This window comes from Chitinophaga sp. S165 (assembly GCF_003182155.1).
Classification (GTDB): Bacteria; Bacteroidota; Bacteroidia; order Chitinophagales; family Chitinophagaceae; genus Chitinophaga.
On record NZ_QGTG01000003.1, the window covers coordinates 674,749 to 693,258 of the forward strand.

Annotated in this window: 10 protein-coding genes; 8 read left to right on the top strand and 2 right to left on the bottom strand. The window is 46.8% G+C overall.

Annotated elements, in window-relative coordinates; all coding sequences use genetic code 11:
• Window positions 1-373: 373 nt before the first annotated feature.
• On the top strand, window positions 374-1,267 hold the full coding sequence (locus C7475_RS17170; RefSeq protein ID WP_110054606.1) for a PfkB family carbohydrate kinase: 894 nt from the start codon (window positions 374-376) through the stop codon (window positions 1,265-1,267).
• A gap of 85 nt (window positions 1,268-1,352) precedes the next feature.
• Here the strand turns inward: C7475_RS17170 and C7475_RS17175 are convergent, their stop codons facing one another.
• Window positions 1,353-4,133, bottom strand: coding sequence for a substrate-binding domain-containing protein (locus tag C7475_RS17175; RefSeq protein ID WP_110054607.1), 2,781 nt, complete (start codon window positions 4,131-4,133; stop codon window positions 1,353-1,355).
• A gap of 221 nt (window positions 4,134-4,354) precedes the next feature.
• Between C7475_RS17175 and C7475_RS17180 the strand changes: the two genes are divergently transcribed.
• Genes C7475_RS17180 through C7475_RS17200 form a run of 5 tightly spaced genes read left to right on the top strand, consistent with a single transcriptional unit; the run spans window position 4,355 to window position 13,043 of the window.
• A complete protein-coding gene (locus tag C7475_RS17180) occupies window positions 4,355-5,683 on the top strand; it encodes a sugar porter family MFS transporter (RefSeq protein WP_110054608.1) in 1,329 nt (442 codons plus the stop codon).
• Between the two features lie 27 nt (window positions 5,684-5,710).
• On the top strand, window positions 5,711-6,625 hold the full coding sequence (locus tag C7475_RS17185) for a carbohydrate kinase (protein WP_110054609.1): 915 nt from the start codon (window positions 5,711-5,713) through the stop codon (window positions 6,623-6,625).
• 48 nt (window positions 6,626-6,673) lie between these two features.
• Window positions 6,674-9,751, top strand: a complete 3,078-nt coding sequence (locus C7475_RS17190) for a TonB-dependent receptor (protein ID WP_110054610.1) — start codon at window positions 6,674-6,676, stop codon at window positions 9,749-9,751.
• A 22-nt stretch (window positions 9,752-9,773) separates the two neighbouring features.
• Window positions 9,774-11,492 (top strand): RagB/SusD family nutrient uptake outer membrane protein, encoded by a 1,719-nt coding sequence (locus C7475_RS17195; protein WP_110054611.1) that lies wholly within the window; start codon window positions 9,774-9,776, stop codon window positions 11,490-11,492.
• 33 nt (window positions 11,493-11,525) lie between these two features.
• Window positions 11,526-13,043, top strand: a complete 1,518-nt coding sequence (locus C7475_RS17200; protein WP_110054612.1) for a glycoside hydrolase family 32 protein — start codon at window positions 11,526-11,528, stop codon at window positions 13,041-13,043.
• 117 nt (window positions 13,044-13,160) lie between these two features.
• On the opposite strand, the gene C7475_RS17205 is transcribed toward C7475_RS17200, so the two are convergent.
• Window positions 13,161-17,225: a glycosyl hydrolase family 28-related protein gene (locus C7475_RS17205; protein WP_146217578.1), complete on the bottom strand. Its 4,065-nt coding sequence runs from the start codon at window positions 17,223-17,225 to the stop codon at window positions 13,161-13,163.
• Between the two features lie 263 nt (window positions 17,226-17,488).
• On the opposite strand from C7475_RS17205, the gene C7475_RS17210 reads away from it, so the two are divergent.
• Both C7475_RS17210 and C7475_RS17215 read left to right on the top strand, forming a co-directional pair.
• Window positions 17,489-18,016: a DUF2975 domain-containing protein gene (locus C7475_RS17210; protein ID WP_110054614.1), complete on the top strand. Its 528-nt coding sequence runs from the start codon at window positions 17,489-17,491 to the stop codon at window positions 18,014-18,016.
• A gap of 4 nt (window positions 18,017-18,020) precedes the next feature.
• On the top strand, window positions 18,021-18,230 hold the full coding sequence (locus C7475_RS17215; RefSeq protein WP_110054615.1) for a helix-turn-helix transcriptional regulator: 210 nt from the start codon (window positions 18,021-18,023) through the stop codon (window positions 18,228-18,230).
• Window positions 18,231-18,510 lie beyond the last annotated feature (280 nt).

Here is an 18,510-nt window from a genome sequence, read left to right on the forward strand (position 1 = left end):
TTATAGTGAACTTTTGAGATTGCATTATTGCAATATTTAAACTACAGATAATGTGTGATTAACTGATATATACTTTTTTATTTTCCTGTTGCTGCGCTAATTGTTTGAACACTGTTACGGCATATCAGCATACTGTTATCCTGTTGCAACATTAAATGAGTGGAAATTGAGTATTGCGATAGAAGGTTTATGACAAGATGCCGGAGCTGGCCATTTTTTGTGGTTTAAAAGTGGAAGATGTGTTTTGTAGTGTATTGAAAATCAATGTAAATGTTCGTTCTTTCAGACTATATTACCGCGGATAGTCATCTATTGACTATATTTGACGCTTATTTAGCATATTAGTTGATATAATAATCATATAAGAAACAGCATGTACGATATTTGTTGCGTAGGGCATATCACATTGGACAAAGTAGTAACCACCAAATCTGTGGTGCATATGGCAGGAGGCACTTCGTTTTACTTTTCCAACGCAATCCGTCATATGGATGTTAAGTATAGACTGGTAACAGGGCTTGCAGAAAGTGAAATGAACACAGTAGTACAATTACGCGAGAAAGGCATTGAGGTGGACGTTGTACCGAGCAGGCATACTGTCTACTTTGAGAATATCTACTCCGAGAATCAGGACCACCGTACGCAGCGGGTATTGCAGAAAGCAGATCCCTTTTCCATTGAAGCATTATCTCATACGGACGCCCGTATCTTCCACTTAGGCCCATTGCTGGCCGATGATATTCCGGTAGAATTAATCAGATCATTATCTGAGCGTGGAAAGGTAGCGCTCGATGTGCAGGGTTATCTGCGTAAGGTAGAGAACCATAATGTGCATGCAATAGACTGGCCTGCGAAACAGGATGCATTGAAATATATACATACCCTAAAAGCGAATGAGCATGAAATGGAAGTACTGACTGGTATCAGCGATGTACGTAAAGGCGCGAAAGTACTGGCTGAATGGGGTGTAAAAGAAGTCGTAATTACGTTAGGTAGCATGGGGTCTGTGATCTACGCTAATGGCGTATTCCATCATATTCCGGCGTACTTACCGACGGCTGTTATTGATGCTACAGGATGCGGAGATACTTATATGGCAGGATACCTGTATCAGCGGACGAAAGGTGCTTCTTTCCAGGAGGCAGGAGAATTCGCGGCTGCAATGGCGACATTGAAGATCGAATCTTCAGGGCCATTTACCGGTACCAAAGAAGATGTGCTGGACTTGCTGGCAGCGAGCAGAGAAAAGGTATTTGCGGAGCTTTAAACATCATTAGAATAAAAAGAAAATCCGGTAGTGTTCTTCGCTACCGGATTTTCTTTTTATCAGTTTATGTTATTTGATTTGCAGATCAGATTATCCCTGGTTTCTTAAAAGCCTGCTCTCTGAATGCCTTTGGCGTTTGCTGACATCGTGCCTTGAATACCGTAGAGAAATAAGCCGGCGAGGAGAACCCGCAGGTATAGGCTATTTCAGAAATAGTAGATTGCGAATTAACCAGCAGATACTTCGCTTTTTTAACTCTTGCATCGAGAATAAAGTCATTGACATTACATTCCAGCAGCTGCTTCACTTTACGGTATAACTGCATTTTAGAAACAGACAGTTGTGTACAGATGTCCTCTACATTAAACTGATCATTTCCCAGGTTCTCTTCTACGATCGCTGTGAAATCATTTATAAACTTTCTGTCCGGTTTATTAGACTGGACGGTGTGTACCCTTGTTTCTGGTTCCGTGATATAGTGATCTTTCAGCAGTGCGCGGTTACTGAGCATACTGGCAATACTTTCTTTCAGGTATTGCATATTAAACGGCTTGCTGATATACGCATCCGCCCTGTGCTGCATGCCCCTGATCCTTTGTTCTTCACTGTTATTGGCACTTAACAGCATTACAGGAATATGGGAAGTCCTGATATCTTTCTTTATTGTTTCCAACACCTTGATACCATCTATACCTGGTAACATGATATCGCAGATGATGATATCCGGTACGTGGCGGAATGCCAGTTTAAGACCTTCTTCACCATTCCTGGCATGAAATACTTCGTAGTATTCGCTAAGATAACCTGCCAGGAAACTGTTCAGGTCAGGGTGATCTTCTATGATGAGCAGGGAGTGTGATCGTTCCGTACGGGAAGGTACAATAGTGGTAACAGGTCCCATGTTCTCCAGTTCTTCAACATAATTGTGCAGTGACTCATTGATCACATTAATATGTTCTTCTTCCTGCTGGATCTCATCCTGGGCAAACGGTGCGCTGTTGGCAGGAAGTGTGATGGTGAACGTTGTACCGGCGCCCTTTTTACTTTTTACTGAGATAGTTCCATGATGTGATTGGATGATCTCCCGGCTTAGCGCCAGTCCGATGCCAGTACCTTTGTGTTCACTTTCTCTGCTTTGATAAAATAGCTCAAAGGCATGCATCAGGGTGTTCTCGTCCATCCCAGCGCCATCGTCTTCGATGCGCAATATGGCTTCCTCGCTGCTGGCAGATAATTCCAGGTAGATATGCACCTTGCCGTAGTCGGGCGTAAACTTGAACGCGTTGGACAAGAGGTTATACAGTACGCGGTCAAACAGGCGCTGGTCGAGCCAGGCTTTAATACCCGGTTGACGGCTGATAAGGCGGAAGTCGATATGTTTTTTAACGGCAATGCCCTTGAATGCTTCCATGATCTCTGTCACGAAAGCAGGCAGCTCATTCTCTGATACCTTCAGCTGCAGTTTGCCGCTTTCTATTCTACGGAACTCCAGCAGCTGATTCACGAGTCGCATGAGACGTACGACGTTCCTGCGCATCAGTTCCAGTTGTTGTTTCTGAAGCGATGATAGCTGACGGCCGGCAAGCAGACTTTCCAGGGGCGCCTGGATCAGGGTAAGCGGCGTACGGAATTCATGGGAGAGGTTGGTGAAAAAGGCAAACTTGGCTTCAGTAGCTTTTTCTGCTTTACCTGTCATTTCTACCAGCTGATCGCGTTGCTGGAGTATTTCATCCCGCTGCTGTTTCAGCTGACGGTTGATACGCCGGTTGGTACGCAGGATGAAGAACAGCACGATCCCTAATAAGAAGGCGACGCAGAGGGAGGTAGCCACAATACGTAACAGGTGTTGCTGGTCCTGGTACAGGCGGCGTTGTTCCTGTAACAGGGATTGTTGTTGTTCTATTTCCTGGTGCTGGGCCTGTATCTTGTCGATCTGAAGGCGCATCAGCTTTACATTGCTGCTGTCTATCAGGACCGTTTGAAGCAGTGTATTACGGGGAGGTTTCTTTCCTGCCAGGATATTGGCCGCCATACTGATGGCTTCCTTACCGCCGCTGGGATAAAGGAGGGAGGCGCTTAGTACGCCGCGTGACACAAGGTCTATACCGGCATCGGGGTAGGGTGAGGCGTCGACGCCAATGAACCGGACGTGGTCGATGTCCCTGTCCCGGCAATATTGATACATGCTATAAGCCATAACATCATTCTGAGCAAAGATGATATCGGCCTGGCGGAGTGCTGCTTCATTCTTTTCAGCTGCTTCTCTTGTTTTATCGGCTACCCAGCTTCCCTCCAGGGTGGCGGTCAGTTCAAGGCCAGGGTATTTGGCCATTGCATTGCGGAAGCCTTCATGTCTTTCGACAGTCGGGGAGGAGCCTCTTAGTCCGGTAACCTCAATGATCTTTCCTTTGCCGTGTAATTGAGCGGCGATATACTCGGCCGCCAGTTTTCCAATGTTCCGGTTATCGCCTCCTATATAGGCCGTAAACGAATCGGTAGCGGCCTTGCGGTCAAGTATGATCACCGGGATGCCTTTGCCATATACTTCGGCAATAACAGGCGCCAGGGGCGTCGCTTCGTTGGGAGATACGAGCAGGATGTCAATATTCTCTTTCAGGAGTTCACGGATCTGTGCTACCTGCCGCGGGCTACTGCTTTCTGCATCCTTATATAATAGTTTCATTTCAGGATGATAGAACAGCTCTCTTTTCATTTCGGTGAGCATGTTCCGTCGCCAGTCGTCGTTACCGGTACATTGAGAGAAACCGATACGGTATTTTGGCTCCGTTTCCTGACGGCAGCCTGCCCAGCAAAAAATAGCCGGCAGGAAAAAAATATAGATATATCTGAAAAAGCTGGCTGACAACGTGGACCTTTTTAAAACGGTGGAATGATGCAATTTCTAAAAACAATGATACAAAAATGAAATTATCCGTGCGTGATCTTTATTGTTCATCTATTTAACCCGCTGATAGCTACAAGATTGTAATTTTTTATGAAAGTTACAAATTTGATAGTAATAGAGACGGAGGTGTAAGGAGCCCCATTCGTGATTGAGTACGTTTGAGCCATAAATGATTCTGCGTTATGGCTAATAAAACGGTGTTTTTCTGGGCGTTTGTAGTCGCCCTGGGTGGTTTCCTCTTCGGTTTCGATACCGCGGTTATTTCCGGTGCTGAGCAGTCTATTCAGCAATACTGGGGTTTATCTGAAGTACAGCATGGGTTTACGGTATCTATTGCTTTAATAGGTACAGTATTCGGCGCCCTGGGGGGAAGTATCCCTTCTGACAAGCTGGGACGGAAGGCTACCCTTTTACTGGTTGCTGCCATCTATCTTATTTCCGCTGTAGGGACTGCGATGGCTACTAACTGGTACCTTTTCCTGTTATGCCGTTTTATCGGAGGGCTGGGCGTAGGGGCTTCTTCAGTTACTGCCCCGGTATATATATCAGAGGTATCGCCGGCCAGGTTCAGGGGACGCATGGTAGCTCTTTTCCAGTTTAACGTGGTGCTGGGCATCCTGGTGTCCTACCTGTCCAATTACCTGATCGGTATGAGCGGAGACAGTTCCTGGCGCCTAATGCTGGGAGTGCAGGCCCTACCTGCCGGTTTATTCCTGGTATTACTACGTTGGGTACCTGAGAGCCCACGCTGGTTATTGTTGAAAGGTATTAAGGAGCAGGTGGCTATTGCTACGCTCAAGGTGATCAATCCGGAAGGATATACGGCAGACATTGAAACGATCCGTCAGTCGCAACAGGTGCAGGCGGGCGCTGTACAAAATGAAAAGCTGTTCAAGGCAAAGTATAATACGCCTGTTATGCTGGCTGTGCTGTTTGCCATGTTCAACCAGGTATCCGGGATCAATGCCATTATCTATTATGCGCCCCGTATTTTCGAAATGTCTGGTCTGGGCGAAGGTTCCTCTCTGCTTTCTACGGTGGGTATAGGCATCGTCAACTTCATTTTCACTTTAACAGCTATCCGTTTTATAGACAGGATCGGCAGGCGGCAGCTGATGCTGATCGGTACCGTGGGACTGATTGCCACACTGGGACTGGTGGCAGTTTCCTTCTACATGCACACGGGCGGTATTGCGGTAGTGTCTTACCTTCTTATCTATATCGCGTTCTTTGCTTTCTCTCAGGGTGCGGTGATCTGGGTTTTCATATCGGAGATCTTTCCTAACCAGGTACGCGCGAAAGGGCAGACACTGGGCAGCTTCACACATTGGATCATGGCAGCAGCTATTGCATTCACGTTCCCATATCTCGCTGCCCGGATCGGGGGCGGGCATATCTTCCTTTTCTTTTGCCTGATGATGGTTTTGCAGCTGGTATTCGTACTACGCTGGATGCCTGAAACCAAAGGCAGGACATTGGAAGAGATCGAGATGACGATGGTAGTACACTAAATGATTTTTCAAATCTAGATTACAGCTATGACAAATTATAATATCGTAAGTCTGGGGGAAATACTGTGGGACATTTTACCTGAACAGGAATTGCCGGGCGGGGCGCCATTGAATGTCGCCTATCATCTGCATAAACAATCGCAGCAGGTCGTACTGGTATCGAGAACAGGGAGCGACGAACATGGACAGCGGTTGCTGGACATTATGCAGGAGCGTGGACTGTCGGCTGATCTTATCCAACGGGATACTATGTACGATACAGGTAAGGTATATGCCCGTATGGATGAAAAGCTGGATATGCAGTATGACATTGTTTATCCTGTAGCCTGGGACCATATCGGCTGGGATACTGCGCTGGAAAATGTATTCCGCAGTAATGACCTGCAATACCTGGTATATGGCAGTCTGATGGCCAGAAACAGTGTATCGCGCAACACATTGGAAAAAGCCTTGCAGTCTAAAGCGCGTAAAGTGCTGGACATTAATCTGCGTGCGCCTTACTACTCAAAAGAAACACTGGAATGGTTGCTTTTCAGTTGCGATCTGCTGAAGCTGAATATCGGCGAGCTGGAACTGATCTCTTCCTGGTACGGCAGTTATGCAACAAATGAAGAGCGGGTACTGGCATTGTCTGTACGCTTCAACATCACAACGGTCATTGTTACACTGGGTAGTATGGGATGCATGGGATACGTAGATGAACAATTTTATTACCAGGAGGGACAACCGGTAAAAGTGGCCGATACTATTGGCAGCGGGGACGCTTTCCTTGCGGGATTCCTTACTTCACAGATCAGGGGATGCACGCCCGCATACAGCCTTGCGTATGCCAATGCTTTAGGGGCGCTGGTGGCATCAAAGCCGGGGGGCTGCCCTGATTATCATCCGAAGGAAATAACAGACATGATCAAAGATAAGGCATACATCAGCACGGGACATTAATTAACATACCAACTATTACTATTTCCATACTCATCAAAAATTCCCATTATGAAAAGATTATTTTACCTGTTACCTATGCTGCTGTTCAGCATGTTGGCAGTGGCACAGCAAAAGCTCTATACGGGCACTGTAACCAGTCGCCAGGGCAAGACGCCCTTACCAGGTGTTACCATCCAATCGGGTAACGCAAATGCTATTACAGATAATGCCGGCCATTTCTCCATTAATGTAGCCCCCGGCGCCATGCTTACTTTTACTTACCTCGGTATGAAGCCGCTGACACAGGCTGCGCCGGCCAATACCAGTGTACTGTCTATCGAACTGGAAGACAACTTAACTGATCTGAACCAGGTGGTGGTGACTGGTTATCAGACACAGAAAAAGGCCGACCTGACAGGGGCCGTAGCTGTTGTGAATGTGGAAGCGATCAAAGATATTCCATTGGGTAATCCGTTGAAAGCCTTGCAGGGAAGGGTCCCGGGAGTGTCTATCAGTACCGACGGTGCGCCCAACAGTGCCGCTACTGTGCGCATCAGGGGAATCGGTACGCTAGGGAATAATGATCCTTTGTATGTGATAGACGGGATACCTACCAAGAGAGGTTTACAGGAGCTGAACCAGAACGATATTGAATCAATACAGGTATTGAAGGATGCCTCTTCTGCTACTATTTATGGTTCCCGTGCGGCAAACGGTGTGATCATCGTTACGACCAAAAAGGCGAAGAAAGGGTTTAGCAGGATCAATGTAGATGCCTCATCTTCACTGCAAAATTATACTACGAAGATAAAGACGCTGAATACAGATGGCCGCGGACGGGCTTACTGGCAGGCAGCTGTGAACGATCGCGCCAATCCGAATAATAACCAGATCTATCAGTATGACTGGAATGGCGATTTTAATAACCCGGTACTGAATAAGATCATCCTGCCGGAATATATAGATGCAGCTAAGACGATGCGACCAGCAGATACTTACTGGTATGATGAGATCGCGCAAACATCTTTATTGCAGAACTACAATATTTCATTGACCAATGGTGGAGAGAAGGGGAATTCATTCTTTTCTGTCGGGATGTATAACAACAAGGGTATTGTGAAAGAAACCCGCCAGCAGAAGCTCACTGCACGTTTTAATACAGACTATTCCTTCTTTAAAGGAAAGCTGAAAGTGGGAGAGAACCTGTCTGTTACTTACATCAAAGATGCATTGGTGCCAAGTGGTGATATTCTTTTTACAGCGCTTGTACAACAACCGGTGGTCCCTGTGCATAGTGTAGATGGTGGCTGGGGCGGCCCTGCGCCAGGTATGACCGACAGGCAGAACCCTGTACGTCTTATTGAAGATAATAAGCAGAACAAAGGCCAGTTCGTAAGACTGTTCGGTAATGCTTATGCAGATCTGGAGATCATTCCGGGACTGCATTTCAGGTCCAGTTATGGTATAGATTACAATGGCAACTTCCGTCGTACGCTTCGTAAATCATATACATCGGGATTCCTGTCCGATAAGACAAACCAGGTGAATACCAATCAGGATTACAACGGTAACTGGGTATGGCAGAATACGCTCTCGTATAATGTTTCCCTGAAGAAGCACCGTCTGGACTTCCTGCTTGGAGAAGAGCAGATCAAATACATGGAGCAAAGCTTCTTTGGTAGTCGCCAGGGATATGCATTGGAGAACATTGATTACTCCTATCTCGACGCTGGTTCCACACAAAAAGATAATGGTGGTTCAGGTGCGGGATATGCTTTGTTATCTTATTTCGGTAAGGCAAACTATGTATATGATAACAAGTACCTTGCTTCCGTAACACTGCGCAGGGACGGTTCTTCCCGCTTCGGAAAAGAGAACCGTTTTGGTATGTTCCCTGCATTCTCACTGGGATGGCGTATAAGTGAAGAAGGTTTCGTGAAGGATGCCCTGCCATTTATTTCAGACCTGAAACTACGTGCAGGATGGGGTAGAAGCGGTAACCAGGAGATTGCTAACAATGCAACATATACTTTATATTCTGCTATTTATGGAATTGATCCTACCTGGGATTTTGACAGCGGTAGCGCTTATGATCTGGGTGGTAATGGTACTGGTCAGCTTCCTTCAGGATTCACATTGATCAGGCAGGGAAATGCGGCGCTGAAGTGGGAAAGCACGAAGGAGACGAACCTGGGTCTGGACTTCGGTTTACTGGATAATCATATTTCAGGGTCAGTGGATTATTTCATCAAAAAGACATCTGATATCCTGATCAATCCTGCTTACCTGGCGGTGATCGGTGAAGGTGGTACGCGTTATGCGAACGGTGCATCCATGCAGAATAAAGGTCTTGAAGTGTTGGTGGCTTACACCGGCGATATTGCTCCTGGTCTTAATCTGACGCTGACAGGCAACGTGTCCACTTATCGTAACAAGATCACTTATCTGCCAGATGAAGTGCTGACCTCTTATCCAGGTAACGGGCAGGATAAAACTATCCTGGGCAGGTCTATCAATTCTACTTTCGGTTATGTGGCTGATGGTATTTTCCAGTCGCAGAAAGAAGTGGACGATCATGCTAATCAGATCGGGAAAGGCGTTGGACGTATCCGTTATAAAGACCTGAACGGCGATAAAGAGATCAATGATAAGGACCGTGATTATATCGGTAAGGGTGATCCTGATTTTGTGTATGGATTGAATGTAGCCCTGGAGTACAAACACTTTGATCTTTCTTTCTTCCTGCAGGGAGTACAGGGTATACAGGTATATAACACCTTTAAGACATATACTGACTTTGCTTCCATTTGGACAGGAACAAACTGGGGAGACCGCACATTAGACGCCTGGACGCCACAGCATACTAATACCAACATCCCGGCATTGACGCTGGTAGATCGTAACAACGAGAACAGGACGTCTACTTATTTCCTGGAATCGGGGTCTTACCTGAAGCTGCGGAATATCCAGCTGGGATATAGCTTTAAACATTTGTTCGGCGGTTTGCAGACAGCAAGGGTTTATGTGCAGGGCAGTAATCTGTTCACTGTAAAGAGCAAGAGCTTTACTGCCACTGATCCGGAGAATCCTAACAATGCATATCCTATTCCTGTGATAGGAACTGTGGGAGTGAACCTGTCATTCTAAGTACCTGTTAAACACTATTACAATGAAACGTTTTATATATCTTATTACAAGTTGCAGCCTGTTATTCGGGAGCTGCAGCAATTTCCTGGACCAGACGCCACAGGCGGTTGTTTCCAGTGACGACCTGAATAGTCCTGAGAATGTAGACAAGATGGTCACTGCAGCTTACGCTGCAGTGGGCAATGATCATTATACGTCGCCTTATTCCAGTATGTGGCCTTATGGTAACCTGCGCAGCGGAGATGCTTATAAGGGAGGTGATGGCGCCGGTGACATCAGTGAGTTCCATTTTTATGAAACCTTTGCACTGAACAGGATCGACAATGGTTTGACTGACCAGTTATGGTTCCGGTTGTATGTATGTATCGGCCGTACTAATGATGCATTGAGCCGGTTGAATGCCATCAGTGAAGAGGCATTCCCTGAGAAGGTGGTTAGGCAGGCGGAGGTACGGTTCCTTCGTGCGCATTATTACTTCCTGCTGAAGATCCTTTTTAAGTACATGCCGTATATTGATGAAACAGTACCAAAGGAAAGTTATGCTACGATCTCTAATAAAGCGCTTAGCAATGATGAGCTGTGGACAAAGATCACGGATGATTTCAAGTTCGCAGCAGACAATCTGCCAGCTACACAGGTACAGATAGGACGGGTTAGTAAATTCGCAGCAAAGGCTTATCTGGCAAAAGCATTGTTGTACCAGGCATATAAGCAGGATGAAAATAATGCGGTGACCAGTATAGACGTAGCTACTTTGCAGCAGGTAAATACGCTGTGTGATGAGGTCATCGGTTCCGGCCGTTATCAGCTGAATAATGACTTTGCCGGTAATTTTACATCAGCAACGGAGAACAGCAGGGAGTCCGTATTTGCTATCCAGTATTCAAGGGAAGATGGAACGCCAAAGGGAAGGCTTGATTACGGACATGCGCTGAACTATCCGATGAATACGGATTACGGCTGCTGTGGGTTCCATTCACCCAGCTATAACCTGATCAATGCATTCAAGACGGATGCCGGCGGACTGCCAATGTTCAATACTTTCAATGATAAGAACATTACTGGCGGCAGCGACTTCCAGACGAATACATTTGATCCGCGGCTGGACCATACGGTAGCGATACCTGGTCATCCTTTCAAGTATGATCCTGGTTTTATTTACCAGCGTTCATGGGCCCGTGCCCCGGATGTGTATGGCAGCTACCTGAGTTTAAAGGAAGCTGTGTTACCTAATGATGCAGCGTTTCAGAAGATACCTCCTTTTATGTCGAGCTCCAAGAACTGGGATATTATCCGTTATCCTGACGTGTTGCTGTTCAAGGCGGAGGCGCTGGTGGAGTTAGGCAGGCAGGGCGAGGCACTGGCACTGGTCAACAGTATCAGGGACAGGGCCGGTAAAAGCACCGGTGAATTGAAACAGGCGGATGGTTCTTTTACGTCTAACTATAAGGTTGATATTTATAAACCTGGTGTTAACTGTACCTGGACGCAGGATTTCGCAAGGCAGGCTGTACGTTGGGAGCGCAGGCTGGAGTTTGCCATGGAAGGCTACCGTTTTTTCGATCTTGTACGCTGGGGCATTGCGGCCGAATATTTGAATGCTTATTTTGCGGTAGAGAAAACACGCAGTCCGCACCTGACAGATGCTTCGTTTAAAAAAGGAAGGGATGAATATCTGCCGGTGCCATTGAACCAGATGAACTATAGTAAAGGATTATATAAACAAAATGCAGGTTGGTGATCTATACCGGCCTGTTAAAACATTGTCCATTTTATGACCAAGAAACTGTTTGCATTACCGTTAGCATGCCTGCTGCCACTGACCTTGCTGGCCCAGCAACAACCGGTACCTACGCCACAATGGCGACCGGCTTACCATTTCACTCCTGCGAAGAACTGGACGAATGATCCTAATGGACTGATCTATCTTGACGGAGTATATCATCTGTATTACCAGCATAATCCGTTTGAGAACAAGTGGGGGCATATGAGCTGGGGACATGCTACCAGTAAAGACCTGCTGACCTGGAAACATCTGCCTGTAGCTATTCCGGAAATTGAGAAAAAAGATACGACCACCTGGATCTTCTCCGGTTGCGCCGTGCTGGATGAGAAGAATACCAGTGGTTTCGGCACAGGAGGTAAAGCCCCGCTGGTGGCTATTTATACTGCAGATCAGCCGAAACAGCAGAAGGAGTCGCAGTTTGTGGCGTATAGCAATGACGGCGGCATGAGCTATACAAATTATGCCGGCAATCCTGTGGTGGATATCAATAAGAAAGACTTCCGTGATCCCAGTGTGATATGGATGGAAGCGCAGCAGCAATGGGTAATGACAGTTGCTGTTCCACATGAGCATAAGCTGCAGTTCTATAGCTCGAAAGACCTGAAGAAATGGGAACTGATGAGTGAGTTCGGTAATCAGGGAGACACCCGCAAGATCTGGGAGTGCCCGTCGCTGACGCCGTTGTATGTGGATGGTGATCCGTCTAAAAAGAAATGGCTGATAATGATCTCTTCCGGTAACCAGGATGCACATACCGGTATGCAATACTTCACGGGCGATTTTGACGGGAAGACGTTTAAGAACGATCGTCCGGCGGAACACCAGCAGTTCGTAGATTATGGCAGAACATACTACGCGGCTATCCCGTATAATAATTTACCTGAAGGACGGCAGACCATGCTTGGCTGGCTGATGCCTTTCCAGACGGAAACTTATCCGTGGCGTGGACAGATGTCCATAGCGAGGGACCTGCAACTGAAATCTACTCCGGATGGCGTGCAGTTGTATCAGCAGCCTGCTTCGGTGCTGAACGCATCCCTGGAGAAACTACCGTCTTCAAAAAAGCTGGTAAAGAAGCAATTGGAGATCGATAGTAAAGACCTGGCATTGAACAAGGGTAAACAGTTCAGTTCAAATGCCAACTGGATAGACGCCACATTCACTCCAGGCACTGCGCAGGATTTTGGCTTTAAAATAGCCCAGGAGAGTGGGGGTAAGGGTGAGACTATCGTAGGCTACAATACGGCCCGTAATGAGCTTTATATTGCGAATGTGAAGGATGGAAAGCTGGAGCAGACAGATAAACTTACTGTGAAACCTTCAGGTGGTAAGATCAGGCTGCAGGTGCTGTTCGATAAGTCTTCCCTGGAAGTGTTTGTGAATGGAGGAGAGCGTGTACTGACTACCCTGATATTCCCCGATGAAAAAGCTACGGGGTGGTCTTTGTTTGCAAAAGATGGAAAGGTGCAGGTGGATGCATTGAAAGCGTGGGACCTGAGTAAATAACTTCTTTCCTGCTACTGTATTTCTGATTGGAGGCAGTGCAGTGTTGGAGATGTGTAAAAAGAGAAAAGGCGTCCGCTTTAGCAGACGTCTTCTCTCTTTTTTGTTTTACTCTTTTTATTATTGAACGATGATCTTCTTTACTTCACGGTTGCCTTTCTGATCGATCACTTCCAGCATATAATAGCCTGCAGGTAATGTGTTATGCAATGTCAGCGGATAAGTGCCGGTTGCTTTACCTACGTTGATGGCCGTAGTATATACTGGCTGGTGCAGCGAGTTGAATAATACAACGCGGTACTTGCCTGCTGCATGGTTAACCAGTTGTAAATTCAGCTGATTGCCTGTTACCGGGTTCGGATAGGCAACGATATCAGCTGTGTTATCAGCCAGTTTAGCAGCTGTGCCGGTACGGGTCAGGTTGAGGTAATCAACGTTAAAACCATCTGTATCCATTACAAGACGCAATGTTTTAAGACCGGTAGTAAGGCTCGGTGTAGTAGCTGTCAGTGTCTGATAGGTTTGCCAGCCGCCGGTATTAGGAATGCTGATCGGACCTGAGATGTTTACGCCGTCCAGTTCCATATGACACTGTCTGCTGCCATATGGAGATGCGATACGTAGCTGTAAGGTGTATGTACCCGGAGTGGTGATATTTACGGTGTAGTTCAGCCATTCGCCGGCAGATGTATATCCTACGTCATATCCTCCGTCAGCACAGGCTTCTACGTCAACGCCTTCTGACCTGTACAAACCACCGTTGTTAGTTGCATCAATATCTGAGTATGCGATACCTTGTCCGCCGTTATCGAAATTCTCTGCTTCTATCTTACCCGGAACAGTAGCTGGTGTACCGTTAAACGCATTGTTAGATGCTTTCACTGTATCAATGCAGCTGGCAGTTTTATTACCATCTACAGTAGTAACTGTAATAGTCACGATGCCTGGAGATACGGCAGTTACTTTACCGCTGGTATCGACAGTAGCGATAGCAGCATTGGAAGAAGTCCAGGTCTTTGCTTTATTGGTAGCGTTCACCGGCAGAACAGTAGCTGTTAACTGCTGGGTACTGCCCACATTCAGGTTGCCTGAAGGAGGTGTTACGCTTATACTGGCTACGTTTACACGGCCGAATACATAAAACTCGTGGATAGACCAGTAGTTACCTTTAGAACCTGTTTGTACGATGCGGATATAACGGCCTGCTTTTTCAGGGAAGGTGATGAGTGTCATGCCTTGCGGACCGACGCCTGAAGCGATAGGGGTGCCCCAGTTCACACCGTCATTAGAAAGGTAGGCGCTGTAACCGGCAGGAGAATCGGATGGACTGTCGGTAGCGTCCAATATGATCCTGTTGATGGTATTCACGGTTTTCATATCGACAGTGAAGGTTTGTCCGTTGACCTGACCACCTTGTGTATCCCAGCGTGTAAGGGCGTTACTGTCCAATGCATTTTTAGCATTGTTGGTATTGACAGAAGCGGCGGCAGTCCAGCCATGCCTGTCCATTGCGCCAGCTACAGAAACTGCCCAGATATTACCCAGGTTGTTTTTCCATGGAGCGGCTTTATAAGCATCGATATTGGAACTGTCAATGATGGAGGACTGTGCGGAGAACTTTGGTTCTGCGCCTGCGTTCAGCAATGTACCTACCGGCCATACGGTAGAATTGTGGAGGTTCAGTGAACCACTGCGGATAGTACCCCAGTTCTGGAAGCCTGGTTCAGCGAAGTTGGCGGTTTGGAGATTAATGGCGCCGCTGCCAGCCGATACGATGGACTTAGCAGGATTACCCCAATAATCGGAGTTAAAGAGATTGATCTGTCCTGCGAAAGTGCTGGTAGTATTGAGATAGCTGGTAGATGTATCCTGGTTGTTGTTCAGGGCTACTATCTGGCTATTGATGAAGTCAAACCCACCGCTACCCAGTTTCTCAAAGCTGATAGCGTTCTTGGTACCGTCCAGTCCGAGGCCCATACTGATACCTGAAGCACCACTGCCTTCGTTGGCGAGTATAAGGCCATGGTGTGCGCCATATACGAAATCGTTATAAAGGACCTCATTCTGTGCATTGCCCAGAATGATGAAGTCCATGCTGTTCAACTGATAGGAGTAGATAGCGGAGTTATCGCCCTGCGGAGAGTTAGGCCAGCTGCCAAACTTAGATTCAGCACCGGCTGCGTAAGCGATGGTATTGAACTGCGTGTTGGAGATCTGACCGCCGTTAGTGCCACCACCAACTTTAATAGCGTTATGGAATACATGTCCGGCCAGCCAGTCAACATAGTGATTATTACACTGGTAGGTGAACATGTCTATACCATTGTATACAGCACGGAGACCGATATTGACGATATAAACGTCGCTGCCTGTAACCTGTATGGTGTATGGATATGCAGGGAAATTAGGCGCCAGTGAAGCCATCTGTTCAGGATAATTGATAGTAAGTCCCTGGAGGCCGCTACCTGCGGATAGTTTGATGAAAGGTGTACCATTGGGATTGCCTTTATCCGCGTAAGGTTCCAACACACTGCCAGGACCTGTAGGCGTAGTACTGTTATCGGCAGCACCTTTAAGCTCTACGTTGGTTGGCACTGTAAGATGACCGGTCACTTTATATTTTCCGGGAGGTAAGAATACAATACCGCCACCATCTGCACCGGCTTTGGTCAATGCGTTCTGGATAGCGGTCGTGTTGTCGGTCACGCCATCAGGTTTTGCATTGTAAGGAGCTGCAGTGGCGAGATATAATACCTGTCTTGAAGGTTTATGTGTAGCTTGTGTGATGGTCGGGAATGGAGGCAGTTTCTTTAACATCAGTGGCGTATGATCGATGGCGTTCGTATAGAGTGAATTGTTCTGAATGTTCACTCCGTTTTTGAAACGGTTACCGGTGATGATACCCCTGGAATTAGCACCCAGAACTATCTGCGGAGCTTTATTATTGAAATCGCAGTCAGAGGCAGCGAAAGTACCGCCGCCGATGTTCACGTTACCACCGGTGATGGTAGACTGTTGCAGCATGATCCTGGCCACACAGGTAGGATCAGCGGAAATAGCATCAATGGATCCTCCGATAGTACAAGTATGCAACTGTAAGGCGCCATTGGTAGATGATCCACCGCCAATAGCCAGACCGGTAGCACAGTTGATGGTGGTACAACGGGCAAACATGATACCTACATTGCTGACAACTTCTGCGTAGATACCGGTTTTACAATTGGTGAAGGTCATAGCGTAGTTCTGTCCGTTCGGTACAGCCGGTGCGCTTGGGATGGAAGTAGTGGCATGGAAGCCGATAGCATAACCTTCAATATCTACAAAGGCGGTGTATGACCAGTCGTTCCTGCGCATTACTATACCCGTACCGTTCTGGTAGATCCAGTTAGCATAGGAGCCCCCGGCAGATGGGGCATTCGGAAGTCCGGAGCCAGCCCAGTAAGCGGGGGAGAAGTTAACATTCTCGATTCTTCCTACGTCAACGATGTTATCTATTTCAACACCTCTTGATAACGGCGTACCATATACGCCATTGATCACCGGACAGGTTCCGCCATTTGTCCTGGAGAAGAGGATGCCGGTGTAAGCGTTGACAAATGTCACGTTCCTGGCATTACAGAATTCGTTGCCGAAGTAATTAGGCGCTCCGAATATGATAGCCGGAGGGTAAGGTGTGATATTGTCCGGCGATTGTTCCGGGTACCAGATAGCCAGGTCACGTACGGCAGCGGATGTTTGCATGGTAATGAAAGGCGTTGCATTTTCATCACCGCGGCCGGAGTATGCCATCAGGATAGTTCCGTTGATGGGCTGACCTTTGGTAGGTTTCTGCCACTCACCGCGAAGCGTTATACCTTTAGGAATGAGCAGGGTACCGCGGATAACGTATCTGCCGGCAGGCACATACAAAGTACCGCCGCCTAAAGCGCCTAAAGCGTTGAGGCGGGCCTGAAAGATGCTGGTAACATCGGTCACACCATCGCCTGTAGCGCCGAAGTCGGCAACAGAGTAAGTAATAACAAAAGCATCTGTAGTCGGGTATGCGGGTTGGGCTAATCGCCAGTTTTGCGAGAAAGCGGGCGTACCGGTCATACCTGTCAGAATAATGGAGAGGACAAGGGCGAAGAGAAGTGTTGTTCTCCTGCGGATCATGTCGCAAGCCGATAAGGCACGAGTTGAGATCATATGGTTTTCATTTAAGGGAGACGGATTGTAAGGTTTTTCGATAGGTACAGATTGTGTCTGTACGGGTAAAATGGTTTCTTAAAGAATATGGTTGTAATGGATCAACGGTATCTGGTTTTCAAATTTCACATTTCAGGGTGCTAAGATAATATAAAAATCGAAAGTCGTCGATGTACTCAGATTAGGGATAGGGAACGGTCTGAAAATATTTTATTGTTTTTCGATAAATATTTATTGATATTTGCAGTAGTTAAAACCTCATTATGAAAACAAAGAAAACTCAAAATGTGCTGGCTTCATTGAATGTGCTGGCATGGATCGCTTTTATAGGCCTGGCTATCGAGGCAGGCTCCTGGCTAACGGCTTACGGGGTGAGTATTTTCAAGCCTGAGGCCTCAAAAAACCTATACGAAGGACTGGACCTGTCGCACCTGAGAGCATACAGTTTTGTGCATTATTCAATCCTGGTGTTATTGAAGATCGCGTTTTACTCCCTGGAGGCATATGCCGCCTACCTGCTGATCAAAGTATTATCGAAGATCAAATTGGCGAGCCCATTTACTAAAGAAGTAGCGAAGAGCCTTGTGGGGTTGAGCAATATTATAACGGCTGCATGGATTGTTGCCGCTGTCCACAATTCGCATATCAGGTGGATGTCGTACGATGTAACTGGTTTAGAAACTAATGCGATACCTCTGGAGTTTATTTTTGTAGCGGGTGTTGTTTATGTTCTTGCACAGATATTTAAAAAAGGTGTAGAATTGCAAACTGAAAATGATTTAACTGTGTAGACACATGCCGATTATTGTAAACCTGGATGTAATGATGGCGAGGAGGAAGATGTCGCTGAGTGAGCTTTCTGAGAAGGTGGACCTTACGCTGGCGAATCTTTCGATACTTAAGACGGGAAAGGCGAAGGCTGTGAGATTCAGCACGCTGGAGGCGATTTGTAAGGTGTTGGAGTGTCAGCCGGGGGATATATTGGAGTATAAAGAAGAAGAGTAAGATTATTGGAAAAGCCTGGTGTTCATACCGGGCTTTTTGCATATGGGATGTTGATGTTTTCCTGACGTCCGATTATAGCAAGAGTGGGACTTTGAGTGCTGCCGGTTTGGGGTGGAGCCTCTGGCTGTAGTTCTTTGAAGTTCCTTACTATTTAGCTTTATTGGGTCGGTTGGGTGTTGGGAATGCTTCTATACAACAATCGCTTTAAGTTGCTCCAGTCTTTTTTCTAATCTTTTTATTTTCAATTCATTATTTCTTTTCTGGTATTGGTCAAGCAAGG

Coding starts and splice junctions, on each gene's coding strand:
- C7475_RS17170 (WP_110054606.1), top strand. CDS start 374: ATGTACGATATTTGTTGCGTAGGGCATATCACATTGGACAAAGTAGTA.
- C7475_RS17180 (WP_110054608.1), top strand. CDS start 4,355: ATGGCTAATAAAACGGTGTTTTTCTGGGCGTTTGTAGTCGCCCTGGGT.
- C7475_RS17185 (WP_110054609.1), top strand. CDS start 5,711: ATGACAAATTATAATATCGTAAGTCTGGGGGAAATACTGTGGGACATT.
- C7475_RS17190 (WP_110054610.1), top strand. CDS start 6,674: ATGAAAAGATTATTTTACCTGTTACCTATGCTGCTGTTCAGCATGTTG.
- C7475_RS17195 (WP_110054611.1), top strand. CDS start 9,774: ATGAAACGTTTTATATATCTTATTACAAGTTGCAGCCTGTTATTCGGG.
- C7475_RS17200 (WP_110054612.1), top strand. CDS start 11,526: ATGACCAAGAAACTGTTTGCATTACCGTTAGCATGCCTGCTGCCACTG.
- C7475_RS17205 (WP_146217578.1), bottom strand. CDS start 17,225: ATGATCTCAACTCGTGCCTTATCGGCTTGCGACATGATCCGCAGGAGA.
- C7475_RS17210 (WP_110054614.1), top strand. CDS start 17,489: ATGAAAACAAAGAAAACTCAAAATGTGCTGGCTTCATTGAATGTGCTG.
- C7475_RS17215 (WP_110054615.1), top strand. CDS start 18,021: ATGCCGATTATTGTAAACCTGGATGTAATGATGGCGAGGAGGAAGATG.